The sequence below is a fragment of the Okeania sp. SIO2C9 genome, from assembly GCF_010672455.1.
In the GTDB taxonomy this organism is placed as follows: domain Bacteria; phylum Cyanobacteriota; class Cyanobacteriia; order Cyanobacteriales; family Microcoleaceae; genus Okeania.
In genome coordinates this window covers 74,971-96,876 of sequence record NZ_JAAHGO010000002.1, presented here as the reverse complement: position 1 = coordinate 96,876, position 21,906 = coordinate 74,971, and the positions used below count along the sequence as shown (strand labels likewise).

Annotated in this window: 17 protein-coding genes and 2 pseudogenes; 12 read left to right on the top strand and 7 right to left on the bottom strand. The window is 36.8% G+C overall.

Going from position 1 to position 21,906, the window contains the following annotated elements; translation table 11 throughout:
- The first annotated feature begins 374 nt into the window (after window positions 1-374).
- Window positions 375-1,862 (top strand): TldD/PmbA family protein, encoded by a 1,488-nt coding sequence (locus tag F6K23_RS01795; protein ID WP_293149947.1) that lies wholly within the window; start codon window positions 375-377, stop codon window positions 1,860-1,862.
- A 16-nt stretch (window positions 1,863-1,878) separates the two neighbouring features.
- Here F6K23_RS01795 and F6K23_RS01790 read toward each other — a convergent pair whose 3' ends face one another.
- Window positions 1,879-2,169 (bottom strand): hypothetical protein, encoded by a 291-nt coding sequence (locus tag F6K23_RS01790; protein WP_293149946.1) that lies wholly within the window; start codon window positions 2,167-2,169, stop codon window positions 1,879-1,881.
- An 8-nt stretch (window positions 2,170-2,177) separates the two neighbouring features.
- A complete protein-coding gene (locus tag F6K23_RS01785) occupies window positions 2,178-2,312 on the bottom strand; it encodes a hypothetical protein (protein WP_293149945.1) in 135 nt (44 codons plus the stop codon).
- 120 nt (window positions 2,313-2,432) lie between these two features.
- Here F6K23_RS01785 and F6K23_RS01780 point away from each other — a divergent pair.
- The 4 genes and pseudogenes from F6K23_RS01780 to F6K23_RS01765 form a co-directional block, all read left to right on the top strand.
- Window positions 2,433-2,747: pseudogene (locus F6K23_RS01780) on the top strand (response regulator transcription factor); the annotation flags it as partial.
- A gap of 132 nt (window positions 2,748-2,879) precedes the next feature.
- Window positions 2,880-3,272: pseudogene (locus F6K23_RS01775) on the top strand (response regulator); the annotation flags it as partial.
- A gap of 438 nt (window positions 3,273-3,710) precedes the next feature.
- Entirely contained in the window at window positions 3,711-4,184 is a 474-nt protein-coding gene (locus tag F6K23_RS01770) for a sensor histidine kinase (RefSeq protein WP_367267589.1), read from the top strand.
- Between the two features lie 171 nt (window positions 4,185-4,355).
- Window positions 4,356-5,630, top strand: a complete 1,275-nt coding sequence (locus F6K23_RS01765; RefSeq protein WP_293149944.1) for a response regulator — start codon at window positions 4,356-4,358, stop codon at window positions 5,628-5,630.
- Here the strand turns inward: F6K23_RS01765 and F6K23_RS01760 are convergent.
- On the bottom strand, window positions 5,601-6,803 hold the full coding sequence (locus F6K23_RS01760) for an RNA-guided endonuclease TnpB family protein (RefSeq protein ID WP_293149943.1): 1,203 nt from the start codon (window positions 6,801-6,803) through the stop codon (window positions 5,601-5,603). The genes F6K23_RS01765 and F6K23_RS01760 overlap by 30 nt on opposite strands.
- Before the next feature lie 471 nt (window positions 6,804-7,274).
- Between F6K23_RS01760 and F6K23_RS01755 the strand changes: the two genes are divergently transcribed.
- The 3 genes from F6K23_RS01755 to F6K23_RS01745 all read left to right on the top strand — a co-directional run bounded on the left by F6K23_RS01755 (window position 7,275) and on the right by F6K23_RS01745 (window position 8,996).
- The gene (locus F6K23_RS01755; RefSeq protein WP_293149941.1) at window positions 7,275-7,523 is read left to right on the top strand and encodes a hypothetical protein; all 249 of its coding nucleotides are present in this window, start codon (window positions 7,275-7,277) and stop codon (window positions 7,521-7,523) included.
- A gap of 542 nt (window positions 7,524-8,065) precedes the next feature.
- Window positions 8,066-8,869 carry an ABC transporter permease gene (locus F6K23_RS01750; RefSeq protein WP_293149939.1) on the top strand — a complete coding sequence of 268 codons (804 nt, stop codon included), beginning with the start codon at window positions 8,066-8,068 and terminating at the stop codon, window positions 8,867-8,869.
- Window positions 8,844-8,996 carry a hypothetical protein gene (locus F6K23_RS01745; protein WP_293149937.1) on the top strand — a complete coding sequence of 51 codons (153 nt, stop codon included), beginning with the start codon at window positions 8,844-8,846 and terminating at the stop codon, window positions 8,994-8,996. The genes F6K23_RS01750 and F6K23_RS01745 overlap by 26 nt, the downstream gene beginning before the upstream one ends.
- 936 nt (window positions 8,997-9,932) lie before the next feature.
- On the opposite strand, the gene chrA is transcribed toward F6K23_RS01745, so the two are convergent.
- From chrA to F6K23_RS01730, 3 genes are all read right to left on the bottom strand, one after another.
- Window positions 9,933-11,126: a chromate efflux transporter gene (gene chrA / locus F6K23_RS01740; protein ID WP_293149935.1), complete on the bottom strand. Its 1,194-nt coding sequence runs from the start codon at window positions 11,124-11,126 to the stop codon at window positions 9,933-9,935.
- An 859-nt stretch (window positions 11,127-11,985) separates the two neighbouring features.
- Complete coding sequence (locus tag F6K23_RS01735; RefSeq protein WP_293149933.1) at window positions 11,986-12,729, bottom strand: HesA/MoeB/ThiF family protein; 744 nt, start codon at window positions 12,727-12,729, stop codon at window positions 11,986-11,988.
- Between the two features lie 553 nt (window positions 12,730-13,282).
- Complete coding sequence (locus F6K23_RS01730) at window positions 13,283-13,564, bottom strand: MoaD/ThiS family protein (protein ID WP_293149931.1); 282 nt, start codon at window positions 13,562-13,564, stop codon at window positions 13,283-13,285.
- A gap of 513 nt (window positions 13,565-14,077) precedes the next feature.
- Here F6K23_RS01730 and F6K23_RS01725 point away from each other — a divergent pair.
- From F6K23_RS01725 to F6K23_RS01715, 3 genes are all read left to right on the top strand, one after another.
- Entirely contained in the window at window positions 14,078-14,827 is a 750-nt protein-coding gene (locus F6K23_RS01725) for an ABC transporter ATP-binding protein (RefSeq protein WP_293149929.1), read from the top strand.
- A 306-nt stretch (window positions 14,828-15,133) separates the two neighbouring features.
- Complete coding sequence (locus F6K23_RS01720; RefSeq protein ID WP_293149927.1) at window positions 15,134-16,150, top strand: ABC transporter substrate-binding protein; 1,017 nt, start codon at window positions 15,134-15,136, stop codon at window positions 16,148-16,150.
- A 730-nt stretch (window positions 16,151-16,880) separates the two neighbouring features.
- Window positions 16,881-18,554, top strand: a complete 1,674-nt coding sequence (locus F6K23_RS01715; RefSeq protein ID WP_293149925.1) for an iron uptake porin — start codon at window positions 16,881-16,883, stop codon at window positions 18,552-18,554.
- A 632-nt stretch (window positions 18,555-19,186) separates the two neighbouring features.
- Here F6K23_RS01715 and F6K23_RS01710 read toward each other — a convergent pair.
- Window positions 19,187-21,166 (bottom strand): PatA/PatG family cyanobactin maturation protease, encoded by a 1,980-nt coding sequence (locus F6K23_RS01710; protein WP_293149923.1) that lies wholly within the window; start codon window positions 21,164-21,166, stop codon window positions 19,187-19,189.
- Window positions 21,167-21,681: 515 nt separating this feature from the next.
- Here F6K23_RS01710 and F6K23_RS41365 point away from each other — a divergent pair.
- Window positions 21,682-21,885: a zinc ribbon domain-containing protein gene (locus F6K23_RS41365; RefSeq protein ID WP_367267579.1), complete on the top strand. Its 204-nt coding sequence runs from the start codon at window positions 21,682-21,684 to the stop codon at window positions 21,883-21,885.
- The last annotated feature ends 21 nt before the right edge of the window (window positions 21,886-21,906 follow it).

Here is a 21,906-nt window from a genome sequence, read left to right as displayed (position 1 = left end):
TCCTCAGGATTCTCTCAAATCTACAACCATTTTTGATGAATATGATGTTCGGTAGAAAAGTTATAATCACGCTCGTAGTTGGGCTTTAGCCCTCATATAATACCAATTACCATGCATTAATGCTACACTTCAACAGTTAAATAGTTACCAAGATTAAAAGTTTGTTTTTGACAATTATTTAGTTGGTTAGTATAGATTTTTCTTTCTTTTCCTCTCCCTACACCTCCCATATTTCCTCACCCAATCAGATATAGCATTCTTGCGTGAGAAATGGTAATAAGTATTGCTTGGGCTAAAGCCCAACTACAAACTAAAATTTTGGACAAAAGTAGTGCATCATAATATAAATTAGATAAAATTAAGACTAACATACAATGGTACAAGCACCAGCAAAGATTCAAACTACAGAATTAGCTACCCTCGCAATAGACTTAATTCGTCAGTCCGGATGTGAATATGGGGATATTCGTTTATGTCTTTATCGTTCTCAGAATTTAACAGCTCGCGATCGCTCTCTCAATAGATTAGAAGATAAGGTTAATTCTGGTTTTGGGGTGAGAGTTTTGCTCAATGGTTCATGGGGTTTTGCTGCCAGTCATCGCCAAAGTCTAGAAGAGGTAGCTAGAGTTGTTGCTCTAGCGGTAGATATTGCTAAGGGTAGTCGTCTCTGTCAACAGACACCAGTAAAGTTAGTACCTGTGGAAACCTACCGCGATAGTTATGTTACTCCGATTGAAATTGACCCTTTTGCAGTACCCATTGGCGAAAAGGCAGAATTACTTTTAAATTTGAATGAGAAGTTATTGAGTTATGAGGAGCGAGGAGTGAAAAAAGCTGCTTCTTTTCTCCGGTTTACTAAAGAAGAGAAAATATTTGCTTCTACAAATGATTCCTTAATTGAGCAAACAATTTACCGTAGTTATCCTGGGTTTACTTGCACAGCTATTGCTAATAGTGATGCTCAAAGTCGCAGTTACGAACGACCTCCTTTGAATATTGGTTATGAGCATATTAACCCCACGGATCTATTGAGTCAAGTAGAACGAGTTGCTGAGGAAGTAATTGAAAAAGTTCATGCTCCCAAAGGACCTGCGGATATTCGCTCCACCCTAATTTTAAAACCAACGAATCTATTTTTGACCATCCACGAATCTGTTGGACACCCCACTGAATTAGATAGGGTTTATGGTTATGAGTCTAATTTTGCTGGTACCAGTTTTGCCACTACCGATAAAATGGGTAAACTTCAATATGCTGCTCCCTGGGTGAATTTTAAATGCGATCGTACTCAAGCAGGTGGTCGTAGCACCATGGGATATGATGATGAGGGTGTGAAGTCACAAGAATGGTATGTTGTTAAGGATGGGGTATTGGTTGATTATCTCACAGACCGAGAAACAGCTTATCGACTTGGTCGTGGTAGTAGTAATGGTTGTGCTTTTGCTGACAGTTGGTCGAGTGTTCCGATGGTACGCATTCCGAATTTGGGGTTAGAAGCGGGTCCTGATGGTGGTAGTCATACTGCTAGTTTAGATGAAATGATTGCGGATACTGAAGATGGGATTTTAATTGATGGTGTTGGTAGTTTTTCTATTGACCAACAGCGACGGAATTTTCAATTTGGTGGAGATGCGTTTTGGCAAGTGAAAAAAGGGAAGGTTGTGGGAATGTTGAAAGATGTGACTTATCATTCGATGACTACAGATTTTTGGAATAGTGTTGATGCGGTGGGAAGTGCTTCTGAAAGGGAGCAGTGCGGTACGAATATTTGTGGGAAAGGGGAACCGATGCAGTTAGCTCAAATGACTCATAGTTGTGTACCTGTGCGGGTGCGCGATATTGTGATTGGTAGTGCTTCGTAGTACCGCCACGCGGAAGTCAAAAGTCAGTAGGGGCGAATGGCCATTCGCCCGTACAAAAGCGAGTGCGTAATTTAGAGGTTTCCTCAGAATGCAAGACGCACTCAAGACAGTCAAAAGTATTAATTTGTATCAGATGAGTTAACCACATAATCAAAATCAAAAACCTTTGTAGGGAGGGCGAATACCATTTGCCCCTACAGATGGTGGTTTCAAATGAGTTAAGCACATAATCAAAATCAAAACTCTTGTAGGGAGGGCGAATACCATTCGCCCCTACAGATGGTGGTTTCAAATGAGTTAACCACATAATCAAAATCAAAACTCTTGTAGGGAGGGGGAATACCATTCGCCCCTACAGATGGTGGTTTCAAATGAGTTAACCACATAATCAAAATCAAAACTCTTGTAGGGAGGGCGAATACCATTCGCCCCTACAGATGGTGTTTTCAAGGTCAATTTGCATAAGTTTTGTACTCATAATTTGTTGGAATAATACATAAGTAAAAATTACGTCAATCAAACTATTGTTATTATGCAATCTGATAATAGTAAACAGATAAAAAAAAAATATTGCTAGTAGAAAATGACTCTGCTATCCGAAGTGAATTTGCTAGTTATTTAAAAGAATTGGGATATATTATTGAAGTTGCAGAGGATGGTGAGACTTGCCTAACATTGCAAGAGATATTTAATCCATATCTAATTATTTTAGATGTAAATTTACCGGATAATAATAGTTATGAATTATCAGTTATTCTTAAAGAAAAGGTTCCAGATTTAATCATAATTATGGTGGCTGCACCCTCAGATAAACTCGATAAAATAAGAGGGTTTTGTGCGGGAGCAGATGACTATTTAACCAAACCATTTAATTTTAATAAATTGAAAGCCAGTATAGAAGCTTTGTGCAAAATTAAAGAGCCTTTTAATTTCAAATTAAACCGGATTAAAAAACTTAATTCACTATTAGGAATAGACTTCTCAGACCTCATTAATCAGGGTGAAAAATTAGGCATTTTGAAAAATGAGGTTATTCTATCTGTTGAAGATGACTATGAAAATGCTCGTGTATTTTCAAAAATTCTTATGAAAGGCGGTGGATATTGTACGTTGCACACAGAAAATGTGGAGGAGGTACTACTCTTAGGCGAGTCAGGTATAATTGATATTATCTTAATGGATGTTTCTCTAGTTCGTAGTGTTTACCAGGGTAAAACTGTTGATGGGATTCAAATTACTCAAATGTTGAAATCTAATCCTAAAACTGTATTAATACCTGTGGTTTTTGTGACTGCTCATGCAATGGCAGGTGATCGAGAATATTTTTTGAAGCAAAGTGGTGCAGATGGTTATATTAGTAAACCAGTAGTAGATCATCAAGAATTTGTGGATGTAGTTAGGACATTTATTAATTCAGCTAAAAAAATAAATAATTCTGAGGAATTTGTAAATAATTTTGTAAATCGTCTAGATTATTATAGTAAAACAAATGATAAACTTAGAGATGATCTTAAAAATGCTCGAAATATAATTAAAGAATTAGAGACAAAGGATGATGAAAATACAAAAAATCGGCTCCAATCTAGTGAATTAGATGCACTAGATTTAGTAGAGGAAAAATCTTCATCAGTTGAGGTCTCTAACCAACAAAATATTAGCGACCAAACACATGAAATATCTCAAATAATTTGTGCTGATGTAGTTCATAGTCTGAAAGGAGAATTTCTAAATATTGGAGGGGCTAACGAAGAAATTCGCTACTTATCTAATAACTCACCAGAAATTCTGGAGGAATGTGAACTAATTCAAAGAAGTCTTGAATATAGCCAAATTCGTCTACAAAAGTTGATGGATTATCTTAATATAGGTAAGCCACAGATGGAAGCTATTGAGATTGAAAAACTAATAGTTGAAGTTGAGTCTTTGTCTAGACACAGATTACCGTCTAATATAGATATGGAAGTTAAGATACAAGAAAATCTGAAAGGTCGAACTATTCTAGGAAATTCGGATCAAATCAAGAGTATTTTGTTTGAATTAATCGGAAATTCTACAAAGGTATTACATAAACCGGATAGTCAAATCAAAATATTTGCAAATTATGAAAATAATGGATTGATTACTTTATCTATTCAGGATAATGGCTGTGGTATTAGCGATGATTTAAAAAATAAACTGTTTAAAGAAGTTGTAGAAAGTAAAAATGGTTCTGGCATAGGATTATATCTAAGTAATCGAATCATACATCAAATGGGAGGTGATTTAAAACTAGAATCTTCTGAAAAAGGAACTACTATTACTCTTTTATTTAATGAGAGTTAAATTTATCAGGACTTACGCAAATTTACCTTAAAAACGCCATATGTAGGGGCGAATGGCATTCGCCCTCACCATTTAGTGTCCTCGCGTAAGTCCTGTTGATAAAATATAGAAAAATATGTAAATTAAAATCTAACCTTTTAACAAGTTTTTATTTTCTTGGAATTATTAATTATGGTATTGAGAATATTAATTGTAGATGATAATAGAGACACCCTCAAAAGATATGTTAAGTCTTTAAAACGTAGAGTCAGATTAGAATCTTTTAATTTTTTTGGTACACCACAGGATTTAGACTCTAAATCGCCCATAGAAATAGAGGAATGTGATTCAGTTATCGCAGCACTTAAAAAACTAAGAAATCAACCATTTGAAATTCTAATTGTTGATTTAAAAATTCCAGGTTCATCTGGGCAAGAAATGGGTGGATTAGAATTAATAGATGAGTCAGTAGACCTCGATCCACTTCGTCCTATTATTGTGATAACTGGTTATGGAAATGTAGAATTAGCAAGGCGAACTTTCAACAAAGGTGTGTGTGATTTTATAGAAAAATCTGCTACAGCAATTGAAGATTTAGTGTCAGCAGTTCAAAGAGCTATAGATACTCGTAACGAGAAAATCAGGCGAGTGGGAAACCCTTTTACACCAATGACAGGTTTGGAACCTACTGTTTTTGGCGGCAGAACACAGGAACTCCAATTTTTTGAAGATAAGCTCAATAGAGCAATTTATAGTAAATATCGAGAACACTTCCTAATTCTTGGTGATTGGGGAATTGGTAAATCAACATTACTGAGAGAATATAAAAAAATCTGTCAAAGTCGTGGGTATATTTCATGTATCGTTCCCATCGAACCCATTCAAGCAGATTCAAATTTACTGGATGTTGCTCATATCATAGTAGAAGGTATTTTGCACGATCTACCTTACCCTGTTGAGCGGTTTCAGAAAGTGCTTGAATTCTTAAGCGCTCTGGAAATTAATATACTGGGAACTGGATTAAAAATTGAGCGTAACAATAATAATAAGCAGAAGATAATATCACCTAAAGCTTTTTTACGAGACACTCTCACCAAACTATGGGAAGACATTGAAGATAAAACCGATGTATTTGTTATCCTGCTTGACGACCTAGAAAACTTGGCAGCAGTTCCAGAGATTTTGATGACATTAAAATCAGCACTAACAGATTCACTCATGGAAACTAAAATTCTAGTAGGTTTGGCATCAACTTCTACAAATTGGGTAGAAATAACATCTATTCAAAAACACCATCCCCTCTCTAGATACTTTTTGTCTAGGGTCGAACTGACTTACTTAACTGAAAAAGAAGTTAAAGAAACCATCCGAGAGTCTCTTGCAGGAACAGGAGTTTCATTCATTGACATCCTCTCCGGCCTAAAGGCGCGGAGATTCCTACCGAACCGAAGCTCCTCGGCGGGTTGACGTCTCACAGGCTGCTGCTACTTTTGCAGTAGTCTTACGCTTGCCTCCACGTCCGTTTTTTGTCTCGGACTGCCCGCCCGCGACTAATATATTTATTGCTGCATTCTCGTCTCTATCATGTTTTGCACCACAGTTTAGGCACTCCCATTCTCGCACCTTCAGGTCTAGCTTCCCACCTTTAAAGCCACAATTTGAGCAAATTTGAGACGTTGGCTCCCAACGACTAATTACTCTAAAATCACGACCATATTTTTCTGCTTTTCCTTCTAAGAATGTCCGGAATTGTCTCCAACCTAAATCAGAAATTGCTCTGGATAGTTTACGGTTTTTAACCATTCCAGAAACGTTTAAATCTTCTAAAACAACTGTTTGGTTTTCACGAATTATTTCAGTAGATAATTTATGTAAAAAATCAGCTCTTGTATCTTTCAGTTTGGCATGGAACTTAGCGACTCTAACCCTGGCTTTTTCATACCTTTTAGATCCTTTAGTTTTATGAGATAATGACTTATTTAACTTTCTTAATTTCTTAATTCGTTTCTTCAGAGGCTTAGGAGCATCAACCTTTGTGCCATTACTCAAAGTAGCAAAAGTTTTAATTCCTAAATCTATTCCAACTGAATTATCAGTTTTAGATAAGATTTCTGGTTGTATTTCTACTACAAAACTCAAGAAATATCTATGAGCGGAATCTTTTATTACTGTTACTGATGATGGAGCAGTGGGTAACTCTCTTGACCAAACTATTTTCAGCTTTCCAATTTTAGCTAAATAAACTTTATGCTCACCAACTTTAAAACCACCTTTTCTAAACCTAGCAGTTTGCTTTGACTTTCTAGTTTTGAACTTAGGAGGCTTTATAGGTCTACCTTTCCTCTTACCTTTGGTTGACTTAAAAAAGTTTTGATAAGCTTGGTTTAAATCATTTAAAGATTGCTGCAATGGTATATTAGAAACTTCCGATAACCACTCTCTATCTTTAGTCTTTTTGGCTTGAGTAATAAAAAGCTTTTGTAGTTCTGAATTAGTGGGCTTATTTTCTCCCGATTTATACTTCTGTTGGCAACAAGCTAGACTATCATTCCAAACAACACGAACACAGCCAAATAGCTTGGCTAATCGGTATTTTTGTCCCGGCGTTGGATATATACGGTACTTAAATCTAGCTTTCATGACTTGAACTTCAAACTAGCAAAATTATAATATATTTATTGAAAAAAAATCAACCCGCAATAATAAAGTCGCCCGCTTATGGGCGAGGCTTGAGACCCATTTTTTCGGTCAAACAAGTAATTCAAGGCGATCGCCAAAGGTTCAATTAGCGATAGCCGTTCAAAATCAAATACGATCGTGCTTTACGGTGTAACTCACAAGTCTCTTTTGAGACCGTTAGGCAGTTACCTCCTATGAAGTAATGCGCGTTACTTAATTACTAAGTTATCATGCGTAAATAATTATGTCAAGAGGAATTCTGTAAAATTATCCTGTACCCGTACAATGGAAAAAGATAATAAGAATGGCCGGAAAACCAAGATACAATCAAAAGAAAGTCCCCCTAAATCTGACAGTAACTCCAGATACCAAGCAAAGGCTTCTAGAGATAGCTGATGCTATGAAGGTGAGCCGGAGCGAGCTGTTGGAAAAGTGGGTGAAAGTTTGGTCAGAGATGGAATCTCTCGAACTACTGGGGGAATTTCAAGCCTGCTTCGAGAAATAATTCAAGAGTTTTTAGTTTACCTAGATGCTCACGAAGAGCGCCTAGAGACAAGATTAATTGAGAACAAAAGAACCAAGTCTAACATTTTGAAGCAAGCATCAGCTTTGGAAAACGAGTTAGCTAGACTTCTTGAGCAGGCTGAAAAGCTACCCAAAGACCCAAACGAACAAGAATAAACCAATCAGAAATACCGACCCCTGAGGTAGCGATCGGTATTTTATAAGTCTTTTAGTAGGGGTTAGGGGTAGGAGACAACCCACCCCTCGCCCCTCCCCCTCCCAGGAGGGGAAGACAGGAGACAACCCACCCCTCCCTGCCCCTCCCAGGAGGGGAAGACAGGAGGAACGGGGAATGAGCGAGGAGGTAGGAGCGGGCGTTTTGTCAATTTGGGATTTTTCTGCCATAGTCAGCCCAAAATACTAGCTTTTTGAGCGTTTTCAACTGAAACAGGCGCACTGCAATTCGATCCTCAAAATGCTCAAACCTTTATGTATCAATACTTTGATATATAGTGTTTTTGTTGGAAAAATGCGTAAGTCCTGTTAATAATTGAAGTGTCTGTTAAATATAGCATTCTTTTTTAACGCTTGGTATAATTATATTACACCCGATAAATTAAGAGATTAATAGTAAGAGTTGAGCGATCGCCATGTACTAACCTTGAAGAATTGAAGAGACTTTATTTAAGGGTTGTCAGGTTATTTTCAAACAACAGTTGATGATTAAATTTGATAAATTTGATAAAAATATATTCAAACTAATTCAAGTTATTTTACCTGAATTAATAGGTTTTCTAGGATTTATAACTATATGGCAATTACTAGCAATGCAATATAGTTCAATCATTCTACCTTCTCCTCTAGAAACTCTAGTTGCTCTGAAAAATTTGGCAACGGCAAATAAATTAACTTTGGCTATTTTAACTACTACTTTAAATGCTATTAGTGGTTTCACAATAGCAACATTAAGTGGCAGTTTCCTCGGAATAATAGCTGGTATAAAACCTGTGATTAGTCGAGCGGTCAGACCTCTGATTACTGCTTTGCAAGGAGTACCACCTATTGCTTGGATTGTTATTGCATTACTTTGGTTTGGCACTGGTAATTCTACTTCAATATTTACTGTTGCTGTTGCTACTTTACCAATTATCTTTATTGGTGCTGTGGAAGGTGTAAGAAATATTAATTCACAGCTAATCGAAATGGCTTTTACTTTTAAAATCCCTATCAAAAATTTATTATTAGACTTATATTATCCACATTTATTATCAAGTTTATTTCCTTCAATAACATCTGGATTAGGATTAGCTTGGCGAGTCGCAATAATGTCTGAATTATTATCATCAGAAACAGGTATTGGTGCAGAAATGAATCTAGCTAGAATTAATCTTGATACAGCGGAAGTAATGGCATGGGTGGTTGTAACAGTGGTATTAATTTTGATATCTGAATATTTAGTTATTCGCCCCATCCGTAGATTTTTGGAACCTTGGAATTATGGTGAAAAAAAAGGAAGGCAGTAGGGAAGAAAGAAGGAGTAAGGAGACAGGAGACAGGAGTCAGGAGGGAAGAAAGAAGGAAGAAGGAAGAAGGAAGAAGGAAGAAACAAAAGTAAAGATAATTTCAGTATTTCTAAAGGGAATTATTTAAAGAAGGAGTCAGGAGACAGGAGACAGGAGACAGGAGGGAAGGAAGAAGGAAGAAGGAAGAAACAAAAGTAAAGATAATTTTAGTATTTATAAAGGGAATTATTTTTGACAAAAAAGCTGTTTTGGCAATTTTATTCAGAGTTTTTTTGTAAGCATTTCCTGCGGAATGCTGCGCAAACAGCTATTAGCTATCAGCTATTCCTACGGAATGCTGCGCAAACAGCTTTTTAATGAATGAAATAAAAATTCGTTTAACCTATACTACATTTTTTACCTATAAATTTAAGCACAAGAAAGACTTGTTTTGAGTTTTTAATACCAAATTCACGCAAAGGCAGTTACATCTTAATTTGTGATTTATTCTTAAAAGAAAAAATTATAAATTCCATAAATTCTAAAATTTCCACCTTTTTTCCTCTTTAATATTTATGTTTTTCTTTCTCTGTTCCCTGTTCCCTGTTCCCTGTTCCCTGTTCCCTGTGTCCTCACGCTTTGCAATATTTTATGAAATTGGTATAACTCATACAATTCAAGGGAATGAAGCTGACCGCTGATTGCTGAATTGCTAAACGCTTTTTAACAATTAAAATCTGAACAGTATCCAACCAGAAATAGCACCTAAAAAAATCATCAAAATAATATTTAGTTTCCAACGAAAATTTATCAGACAAGCACATAGAGCAATCAACAATGTTTGCCAATTAATAAGTGTCGTTCTAGATAATGTCACAAAAGCAGATGCCATTAAAGCAAAGGAGTCAGGAGTCAGGAGACAGGAGACAGGAGGGAACAAAGAAGGAAGAAGAAAGAAACAAAAGTAAAGATAATTTCAGTATTTCTAAAGAGAATTATTTTTGGCAATTTTATTCAGAGTTTTCTTTATTATTATTGCTTTATTCTTATAGATTTTGCGGTGCTACCTACTTAAAGTTAACAATTAAAATCTGAACAGTATCCAACCAGAAATAGCACCTACAAAAATCATCAAAATAATATTTACCTTCCAACGAAAATTTATCAGACAAGCACATAGAGCAATCAACAATGTTTGCCAATTAATAAGTGTCGATCTAGATAATGTCAGAAAAGCAGATGCCATTAAAGCAATAGAAGTAACATTAATTGCATCAAGTAATTCACAAGTCCAGCGAAAATTACGCATTTGTGGAACCAAAGAATTGAGTGCAGCACTAAACAAAAATGCAGGTAATAAAATTGAAATAGTCCCTACTATTGCCCCTGGTAATCCTAATAATAAATAGCCGATAAAAGTGACGCTGGAAATCAAAGGTCCTGGTGTGATTTGTCCGATAGCAACAGCATCCAACAATTGTTGCTGAGTTAACCAATGAAACTGATCTACTAAATCTTGTAGGAAGGCAATTAATACATAACCACTGCCATATAATAAACTACCTACCTTCAGGCAAAAACTACTAAGTTTCCATAGAGAAATCTCGGATGTTGTCAGGATATCAATTAATAAAAATACTCCCAGGATTATCAATAAGATTATCAGTGTTTTTGGTAATCTAATTCTAGAATTTTCCGAAGGTATATTTGCCGGAGTTTCAGTGGTAAATTCCCGATAAAAATGAAGCCAAAACATACCCAGAAATCCTCCGAGAAGAATAACAATTATGTTATTTAATCCCAAGATTGATGCTGGTATCACAAAGATGACAATTACTGCCAAACTCCAGTGTTTTATTGCTGTTTTGCCCAATTTATAGACAGGCATTAAAATTAAGGATAAAACAACTGGTTTAATCCCATCTAGAAAAGGTGTAACTTCAGGAAGTGAGCCGAATTGATTGTAGAGGATAGCTAAAACAATTGCAATTAGAGCTGATGGGAAAACTAAACAAAGACCAGCAATAGCAAATCCCCACCATCCACTTTGCAAATAACCAACATGAGTAGCAATTTCCACAGTATTTGGTCCAGGGAGCAGGTTGGTAGCACCAAAAAAGTCGATAAATTGGTCTTGAGTAAGCCATTTTCGCTTATCAGTAACTTCAGATTTAATCATAGCAATAATGGCTGGCATACCACCAAAACCGATACTACCTACTTTGAGAAAAACACTTGCTAGTTCGAGGAGTCGTTGCAATTTTTCTTTGCTAATCAATGACTTTTATCCTTAACTAATTTTCTAAGTAATTACTATATAAACATCTCTTAAAATAGTTGAATCCCTATTATAATTATTTTTTAAGGAGCCTTAATTTATAATATATTTGATTTTTATATTCTAATAATGATAGCAATTATTATACTGTTTATGTTCAAAAATATAGGTTTTACGGAAGAGGGAATAGACTCAAAAAATACTAGCGTAGGCTGACAATGAAAAATGGTATATTCGAGACAATTAGGGTTTGCGTATGGAAAGTCTTTTTGCTCTTTGTAGGAGACAGGAGACAACCCACCCCTAACCCCTCCCAGGAGGGGAAGACAGGAGACAGAATAAATAGGAATGAGCGAGGAGGTAGGAGTAAGAATTGTAATAGTTATTTTTCTGCCCAACTATGCGCCTAAAATACGCTCCTTTTTGAGAGTTTTAGACGTGATACCATGCACTTTTTAAAAGTCCCAAAAAGGAATTTTTATTTATATGTCAATGCTTTTATATTTAATCAGCAGAGCAATAATTAGTCTTAAAAGTTAGCTCCTAAATAGACATTATTTTTTAGAGTTTTTAGAGTTTTTTTATCTTTTAATTTTGGGTTTAATACCCAACCGTTTACAGGGTATTAACAATTAGACATCTCCAGAAAAGAGGGAGTAGGGAGTAGGGAGTAGGGGGAAATAATTGATAATTTCTGTGCAATAACTTATTTTATTTTTTATTATTGGAGAAGTCTATTGCTTGGGGTTTATAGACAGGAAGTGGCAGGTAGTTGACTTTCCCCATCATTTTTTCTTCCCTCTTCCTTCCTCCCTCTTCCTTCTTTCTTCTTCCTTCTTCCTTCTTCCCTCTTCCTTCTTCAAAGTTCTCCGCAAACTGAACAATTTGACTGCCTATAAATATCAAATTTCTGAAATGTCATCTGCCGTAAATTACAAATTAATAGTTTTCCTAACAGAGGTTCTCCTACTCCCGAAATTACTTTAATCGCCTCCGTCGCCGCCATACAAGCAATTGTTCCTGAAATAGCTCCAAATACTGGAAACTCTCTTTTCCAAATGTTAGGTTTTTCGGGATACAAACAAGACAAACATGGGGTCTGACCAGGAATAATAGTTGTAATCTGCGCTTCCATGTCATACATGGCGCACTCTACCATAGGTTTCTTCTGGCGAACTATTTCGGAGTTCATGGCAAAACGCTCTTCAAAGAGTGGAGCACAGTCTACAACTAAATCGACTTCTCTCACCAAGCGCTCTACATTGCTTTCAGATATGTTTTCAGGAATAGCTTCAATTTCTACATGAGGGTTTAACTCCTTTAAGTGACGTGCTGCTGATTCTACTCGCGAGCTACCTATACCATGGTAAGTCATCAAAAGCTGTCGGTTTAAGTCAGAAGGTTTAATATTACCTCCATGAGCTAAGACAAGTTTTCCTATTCCAGCAGCTGCGAGTTCTAAAGCTACGACGCTACCAACACCACCAACACGGGAGATTAAAACCGATGCTTGTTTGAGTTTTTCCTGTCCTTGTTCGCCGAAACCAGGTACCCACATCTGCCATTGATAGGTTGCTTTTTCTTCTTCTGTTAATTTTTTCATCTATCTAATGTATTTAGTTAAAAGTTTCCAAGTCAGCTCTAAAATGAAGACAAATAGTTAGGGTTTGCGCTTCACTAGTTTTTTAGTAGGGGTAGGAGACAGGAGACAGGAGAAATGGTAATTATAGAGGAGGTGGTCGGAAAAATTGTTCCAAGATTGTTCTGCCATAATCGTCCCAAAATACTGGCTTTTTGCAGCTCTTTCCGCTGAAAAGCTGGTACTTTTTTAGACCAAAAAATGCTTTAACCAATATCAGTCAATGCTTTGATATTTAATCAGCAGAGCAATAATTAATTTATCAAACAGGATTGGGTCTAAAACCCCGCCTTTTAAGGCGAAATATTTTTGGAGGGTTGCTCAAAATCTCCGTTACAAAAATAACTTCTGTACGGGCGAATCGCCATTCGCCCCTACTTACTTCTGACTTCATAATTGGGTCTAAAACCCCGCCTTTTAAAGCGAAATATTTTTGGAGGGTTGCTCAAAATCTCCGTTACAAAAATAACTTCTGTACGGGCGAATCGCCATTCGCCCCTACTTACTTCTGACTTCGTTAACCGCCTGCTAGTGGAGAAAGTAAACTAATTTCATCCCCTTCTTGAATTTCTACAGAACTATTCCAAGGAATTTGAGTATCACCAATAACTAAAAGAATAGTTGAGCGTAAATTTCCGCTAGAATTTAGGAGTACATTTTGCAATGAATCGCCGTGATTTTCAACAAGTTTATTAACCAGTTGTTTAACTGAGCAAGGAGTTTCTAGCTGGATAGTTTCAGAGTCAATTCCCCCTACAACTTGTTTGATTTGTGCAAAATAATTCACTTTTATTGCCATAGCTATTTTGAGAATGTCTATAGTACATTCATAGATATTTTTTTAGTGTGATTAGTAGTAATAATTATATATTTATTTGCATAAGTCAAGTAATTTTTTGGAAATATTAAAATAAATGTTAAGAGCTTCTAAATCAACTAATAGACAGGACTAGAGGAACTTTGACAGCTTGTCTTTTGACAGAGTAAAACCTATTACTTATGATACTAAGCGCCGTTATATTAGGAATTTTAAAAATAATTTATTAGGGAATAAAATCATTGAAGTGTTACCTTAGTTAAGCATTAATGCGTGTGAATTTGTATGATAAATAAAATTGTTAGGGCAATCCCTCTCTCTGTGGTTACTCTATTAACTAAAGAGGGCAGGCAGGGGGAAATTTACCCTACACACAAATCATTACTGTAATTCACAATGCCTGTTTTTTGACAAAATTCAAACAATTATAAATTATCCAAAATACCACTAAAACAAGAGTTAAAAATTATTCCTGTAGTTAGTAATTATGCTAATATGATTGTCTTAGAAAACATTCACCATAAATATAGTAACCTCACGGTACTTAATAATATTAATATTCACCTAAAACCAGGTAAAATTTTATGCTTAACAGGACCTTCTGGTTGTGGAAAAACTACTCTTTTACAAATCATAGCAGGCATAATTAAACCAACTTCAGGTAAGGTAAAAAATCAATTTGTACAGACAAGTTATGTTTTCCAAGAAGCAAGACTACTTCCCTGGTTTACTACTTTAGAAAATATTGCTTTTGGTTTAAAAACAAAAAGAATAACGAAAAAACAACGTCAAAAAATAGCGATCGCTCTAGCTAAACAATTAGGTATTAACGAAGCAGCTAACCAATACCCACATCAACTTAGTGGTGGAATGCAGCAGCGAGTTGCTTTAGGGAGAGCATTAGCAGTGGAACCCGATCTACTTTTGCTAGATGAACCTTTTAGTGCTTTAGATATTGGTAGAAAACGCGATTTTCAGAGGCTATTGTTAAAGTTATTGAGCGAACGTAATATGGCAGCTATTTTAGTTTCCCATGACTTAGCAGAAGCAGTCCTAGTAGCAGACAACTTGATTATTTTATCACCTTCTCCTAGTAATATTGTCTATGAGTGGCAACCCGATAGACCGTCAACAGCAAGAGATGAAGCATACATTTACAAAACACTTTCTCAACTTTTGATGATTCCAGAAATAGCTACTTGTTTCCGACTATCCACTGGGTTATTTGTTGGTTCTAGCAGTTAGTCATTTCAGTTATCAGTTATCAGTTATCAGCTATTGCTTTTAGTTTAGGAGCAAAGCTTTATTAATTGTCTTACTACAAAAGTGAACTCCCTTGCTCTTAAAGTCAGTTATTAATTTAAACACTTTTCTGAAGGAGATATTTTTGTTGTTGTTAACGCAGTTCCTCTGGAAGAGGCTAACTGACTGCTTACGTTAGTCGCCTACTTTTTTTGATTCTAATTTTACCGAATAATTAAGGTTTAAAGCCTCTTCTTTTCAAGGAGAGGAAATTATTAATTATTAATTATTCATTATTAATTATTAAAAATGCTTAATCAAAAACGTCGTCAATTTTTACAATTAATATTAGCTACTACTGGCTTAACATTTACTACTAATTTTTCTGAGGGAAAAGCAGAAAAAATTATCGCTCAGTCTGAAGAAAAACTGGCAAACTTAGCCATTGGTGGTTCTCCAATTATGATTACAATTCTGCTAGCCTATTTAGCAGAACAAAGTTCAATTAAAAACTTAGTAGAAACAGTAGATTTCCGTATTTGGAAAACTCACGACCAACTCCGAGCAGATGCTGTTTCTGGAAAACTACAAGTATCAGCAACTCCCACATCTCTCGCAGCAAATCTATATCAAAGAAAAGTTCCGATAAAATTACTTAATGTACTGGTTTGGGGAGTATTAAATATTTGGTCTAATCAAAATATCCGCAGTTTTGAAGATTTAAAAAACAAAACATTACTAATAGCTTTTCGGGGTGGTTTACCTGCTCAATTATTCTTTTATTTAGCCAAAGAAAATGGATTAGACCCAGAGAAAGATTTAAAAATTCAATACACCACAGACTTTGCTCAAGCAGTGCAATTATTATTAGCTGGTCGTGGTGATGCAGCTCTTTTATCTGAACCTGCGGGTACTGGTGCTGAACTTCGCGGTCAACAACAAGGATTAGATATAAAACTGGCGATTAATTTACAAGAAGAATGGGGAAAAGTGACAGGTAGAGCGCCTCGTTTTCCCCAGGCAGGAACTTTAGCTTTAACTTCTTTAATTGATAAATATCCCGATATAATTCAGACTATTCAAGATGGATTAGTTGAAGCGGTAAATTGGTCTCAAAAAAATCCTGATGATGCTGCTGCTTTGGGAGCAAAATATCTAGGTTTGAAAGCTCCTGTTATTAAAAAATCTCTGGGATATACGCCATTAGAAATGGTGAGTGCGAAAGATGCAAAAGAGGATTTAGAGTTTTGGTATTCTCGTTTATTGGAGCAAAATCCTAAACTTTTTGGTGGAAGTTTGCCCGATGATGAATTTTATTATGGATGATAAATATGACATAACTTATTAATCGCTGAAGAAACTAATTGCGTGCATATCAATTTTGAATAAAGCCAAAAAAATATCGCTTTTAGGGAACAGAAAACAGGGAACAGAAAGTACCTTAAACTTTAAGTTTTAATGTTTTTATTGCGAGCATCTTGCTCGCGCGGGTGTACCTCACCAAAGTGGAATCCGCTGTATCACTACTTGTACACCACTAGCCTATCTTATATCAAATCCAGTAGCATCGGTGTAATTAGATAGTTAATCTAGGAGTCAGTCCTCAGGAGTCAGGAGTCAGGAGGGAAGAGAATTTAGAAACATTTGCTCTTGGATGAAGATGAAAATTTTTTTATACCGAATTAAGCGGATTTGATATTAACGGATAAAAATTAATAACACAGTTTTTTCTAGGTTTTGGTAATTACCGAGTAATTAATAATTAATAATTAAATAATTCTGGTTTAAAGCCGACCCTTTTAAGGGGAAAAAAGCGGTCGATATTCGGAGCTTAACGTAGGGTGAGATGGATGGGTTTCCTAACCATATCCAATCGACCAAGATAAGAAATAATATTTCCTTATATTCAATACTCTCGGTTTTAACCAGAGGTAATTATCAATTATCCATTATCAATTAATGAAAGTCCCCATTTCTGTAGTGAGATAGAAATTATTAGTAGCATTTATTTTAGAGTTTTATTTTTAATAAAATAAATTTTTTTAAGGAGTTAAATATGTCAAAATTTTTGTTGAATTGTCTTTCATTAATATTCTGTCAAACCGTAATATTTTGTGCTGTAACTCAAGCCAATGAAATTAAATACACACAAATAAATTCTGAAAGAAAAACATTAGAAAAAGAATCATCAAAATCAAATATAACTCCAGTTTCTGAAGATGCAATTATTGTTAAACCAAATCAACTTGAGCAAAATACAGACTCAATGGGTCAAGTTACTTCTGTATCTCAATTATCCGATGTTCAACCCACAGATTGGGCATTTCAAGCATTACAATCATTAGTAGAACGTTACGGTTGTATTGTTGGTTATCCCGATGGCAGTTATCGTGGTAATCGTCCTATGACTCGCTATGAATTTGCCGCAGGTTTAAATGCTTGTTTAGACAGAATTACCGAATTAATTGCTGCCTCTACAGCAGACTTAGTAACTAAAGATGATTTAGCAGTTTTACAACGTTTACAAGAAGATTTTGCTGTCGAACTTGCAGAAATTCAAGGCAGAATAGATGCTCTAGAAGCACGAACTACCGAACTAGAAGCAAATCAGTTTTCTACCACAACTAAACTAGGTGGAGAAATTGTATTTGCTATTAGTAATGTATTTGGAGAAGAAAAAGCTGGTGGTGGTAGTTTAGAAGATAATACCGTTTTAAATAATCGAGTAAGTTTGAATTTTAATACTAGCTTTACAGGACGAGACTTATTTAGAACTCGTTTAGATGCTCTGGATACTGTTGCCTATGGAGTCCCAATAACTGGAACAAATATGACTCGTTTAGCGTTTCAAAGAAATACTAATAATACTGTTGATATTGGTAAATTATTCTATCGTTTTCCCGTTGGCAAAAAATTTAGAGTTCATATTGACGCTATTGGCGGTAGGTATAATATGAATGTTTCTGATAACTTCAACAGACTTTTTGCAAATAGATTATCAGGAGCAATTTCTAGGTTTGGACGCTTCAATCCTATCTATGCTCAAGGGGCACGAGGTGCTGGAGTAACAGTTGTTTATAATATTAATAAATCGGTAAGTTTATCTTTAGGATATTTAGCAAGAGACCCCGAAAACCCAAGAGAAAGTAATGGATTTTTTAATGGTAGTAATGCAGGTTTAGCACAACTAGATATTCGACCAAGCGATCGCCTCCGTTTTGGCGTTACTTATGTCCGTTCTTATTATCCAAAAAGGAAGTTATTTGTCTCAGCAGCAACAGGTAGTAGAAGAGCAAATGCACCCTTTGGTAATTTAGTTCCTACTTCGGCAGATCATTTAGGTATTCAAGGAAGTTGGCGTGCTTTGAATAATTTCACAGTTTCCGGTTGGACTGGATGGAGTTTTGCTGATGCTGAAAAATCTGTTGGTATGGTTAAGGAAGGAGATGAAGCAACTATTTTTAATTGGGCGGTTACTTTCGGATTTACTGACTTAGGTAAACAGGGAAGTTTGCTTGGTTTTGTAATTGGAAATCCACCTAAAGTAACTGATACTGATAATGGTCCAGATGATGATGATACAGCTTGGCATTTGGAAAGTTTTTATCGTTATCAAATTAATGACAATATTTCAATTAATCCGGGAGTTTTGGTAGTTATTAATCCCGAACATGATGAAGATAATGACACTATTACTGTGGGAATTATTCGGATGATTTTTTTGTTTTAGGAAAAGAAGGAAGAAAGAAGAAGGAAGAAGGAAGGAGGAAAAGTGTTACCTTGTCTGAGTTTTAAAAAGCGTTTAGGTCCGGAATGCTCCGCAAACGGATACCGTTACATAAGCACAAATTTTTAGGCGCTCTAGCTGTTAACGTAGTTCCTCTGTAGGAGACTAGCTAATAGCTGATAGCTAGTTAAACTTTTGAACTGTCTTAACCTTTACCTCGACTGCTATATAATTTCAAGATAATTTCAAGAAATTATATCATGTCCGGATAAGAACGCGATAGAACTCCGTTCCGCTTACGCGACCAAAAAAACTTTCTCTTTCTTCCTCTTTCTTTCCTCCTGACTCCTTTCTTCCCTCCTGACTCCTGATTTCAATGCAGCATTTAATTACGGCTTACCGATCTAATCTAAAAGCATTAACATATAAAGACAAGTGCCTTTTTGGGGTCGAATTGCAGTGCCTGGTTTTCAGCTCTTCATGCTCGAAAAGTTAATATTTTAGGCGCATAGTTGGGCAGAAAAATCATTCTTACAATTCTTACTCCTACCTCCTCACTCATTCCCATTTCTCCTATCTCCTGTCTCCTATCTCCTGTCTCCTACCCCTACTAAAAGACTAGTGAAGCGCAAACCCTAATCAGGAGAAGACCAAGAGCGAACCTCACCCAAAGTCACCGGAATTAAATCGCTAACATCAATAGTAAACCGGAATACTTTTTTCGCCCGACGATTATTTTCAGGGTCAAAAAACTTCAACTGCACATCCCAACAATCACTATCCATCCGACAGAATGGACTCTTTGTCACCGCAATACTATCCAACTCCATACCCACAGACACCGCTTGAGAAAAAGTTTGAGCCGCTTGGAAAGCATTAGTAGCAGCAAAATTCAACGCCCGGTCTTGAGAAGTTTGCCCCAAGTTCCGTAAATCGTAATAAACTCGATTCAAGAAACTACTCAAACTCCTCCGCATTTGCTCATCATTAGCTTCTGCTTGTTCCCCGCGCACTGCTGTTAAAGCCGAATTCACTAAAGTATTAACCCGCCAACCATAAAGACCACGAGGACTAACAGGCTCAACCACAGGCAGCACTTGTCCTGAAAATAACCTCACTGTACGCCCAGTTAGTCGTCCAGGAATACTCACCCGCTCAATATACTCCTCAGCATCTTCTGCTTGCACTTCCCCTGATAGCAACTGCTGAAAAACTTCATAAACATCCCGCGCAAATGACCCCGAAGGTTCAAGAGCATAGATAGGAGTTAACTCCATATTCAAAGTCCAAATTAGAGACTTAGCTTCTGAAAGGTTAGCTGCCAAATAGTCCACCATCTGGCGTGCATCATAAGGGTTAGCTGGAATTTGGGTATTTTCAATAGTAACCGCTGGCATTAACTGTTTAAATGAGTCGCGTCTAGCTTCTGTTCCGAAGTCATAGCCCAATGTACCGATAACGTAAACTATAGAACCCATTTCTTGAGGGGATTGACTGGCTGTTATTCCATTTGTATTATTATTTGGCATAGAAGAAATTTGACTATCTGATGTATTAGTTGATGATAATGGTGGTGAGGCAGTGACACTAGCTTCAATGGTACCAGCAGCTACCACGCCAGTGTCCGATGGCATCTCATTATTATTTTCTGGACTAGCTGAAGCTTGCAGGCTCACTTCTGGAGTTGACCCACAACCACAACCACTAGCTTCGATACTATTATTTTGCTGTTCTGATTCTGACATTGTTTCTCCTGTTAAATGTGCAACAGCACCTGAAATATTGAGCTGACCTACTAAACAACGACGTGTGTCTTCACTCAGACATGGAATAGCTGTCTCAAGCAAGGCAGTACGCACTTTTTGTGGGTCTAATTTTTCTCCCCTCTGCAACTGCATAGCCATCAGTAATGCTGCCACTCCTGATACTACTGGCGTTGCAAAGCTAGTCCCACTTAACTCTATTGTACCGCCTCCTGGTTGAGCGCCTAAAATATTTTCTCCCAGGGCAAGAATACCCTGAGTTTGATAAGTCTGACCCCAGTTACTATAATCTAGAGGTTGTCCGTTTTCTCCCATTGCTCCTACTGCCAAAACAGCGGGAAGTGCTGCGGGAATATGCAAGCATTCACAGCCATCATTACCTACAGCAGCAACAAGCAAAACATTATTGTCTCGGCACAAATTTACCGCATGGTTGAGCCAGTCTTCAGCTTCACCATCGTCTGTCAGCTCGCCCCCACTAATATTAATAATATTGGCTCCAGCATTCACAGCTTGTTCGATCGCTCGTGCCAAGTCCAGTTGAGAAGCTCGGTGACGAGAGTCTGAGAAAATGGGAATAATTAACCCTCGACAGTGGGGGGCAATACCCGAGACAGAAGATTCTGGCTGGCCGAAAATTATACTAGCAACATGAGTACCGTGGACAGACATCCGATCTGTAGGACTAGCTTCGCCCTCCACCAAGGTTGCTAGTTTGGTCAAGTTGGCTCCTGCAAAACAGGGATGCTTGAGGTCAACTAAACCGTCAAGGACTGCCACGCAAACCTCAGAGTTACCTTTGGTTTTTGCCCATAGTTGTTTAATTCCAGGAAGATTAGCGATTTCGGGCATCTTTTTAAATATTAAATAGATATTAAATGGGCTTTCTACAACAGAATAGTATAGTTGTCAATAATTGTTATATTTCTTCGTTTTTAATTTTTAACTTGATAGAGAGCGATATAGCTCCCGCACTTGCTCTGCCAACGCTCTATTCTGACTATTGATAGGGAGTGTGGGAAGTTTGGGAAGTTTGGGGAGTGTGGGGTTAGGGGGAGAAAAAGACACCTAGAAACAAAAATCAGAGTGCACAGTTTTAGGTGTGGCACTCCAATCGCACAATTATAGCGGTTTTCACAAAGGTAGACTTGCATTGCTTCTGGCTTATGCCTTCTGCCTTTAAGCCAAAATTTCTGTATTCTATGTTAATGAAAACTGCTATAAATGTATTTCTAACTTAATATTCTCTGACTACAAAGAATTAGCCCTGCTCCCGGGAGGGGAGCAAGAGGGGTGGGTATCTGATTTAGGATGGCGAACCCATACGAACATTTTTAGAGGGTAAAGCAGAAAAAAAGGATCGCGATTTGAGAATAATTAGTCGTTGGGAACCTACATCTCAAACTTGCTCATGTTGTGGGTTTAAAGGTGGAAAATTAGACCTTCAGGTGCGAGAATGGGAATGTCTCAACTGTGGGGCAAAAGGCGTTGCTGAATACTGGGATGATTTTGGCGCTCCACGGAGACACGGAGACAGGGAGACACGGGGATTATGGTTTGTGCTCTGGTGACAAAATCATCCCGCAATTATG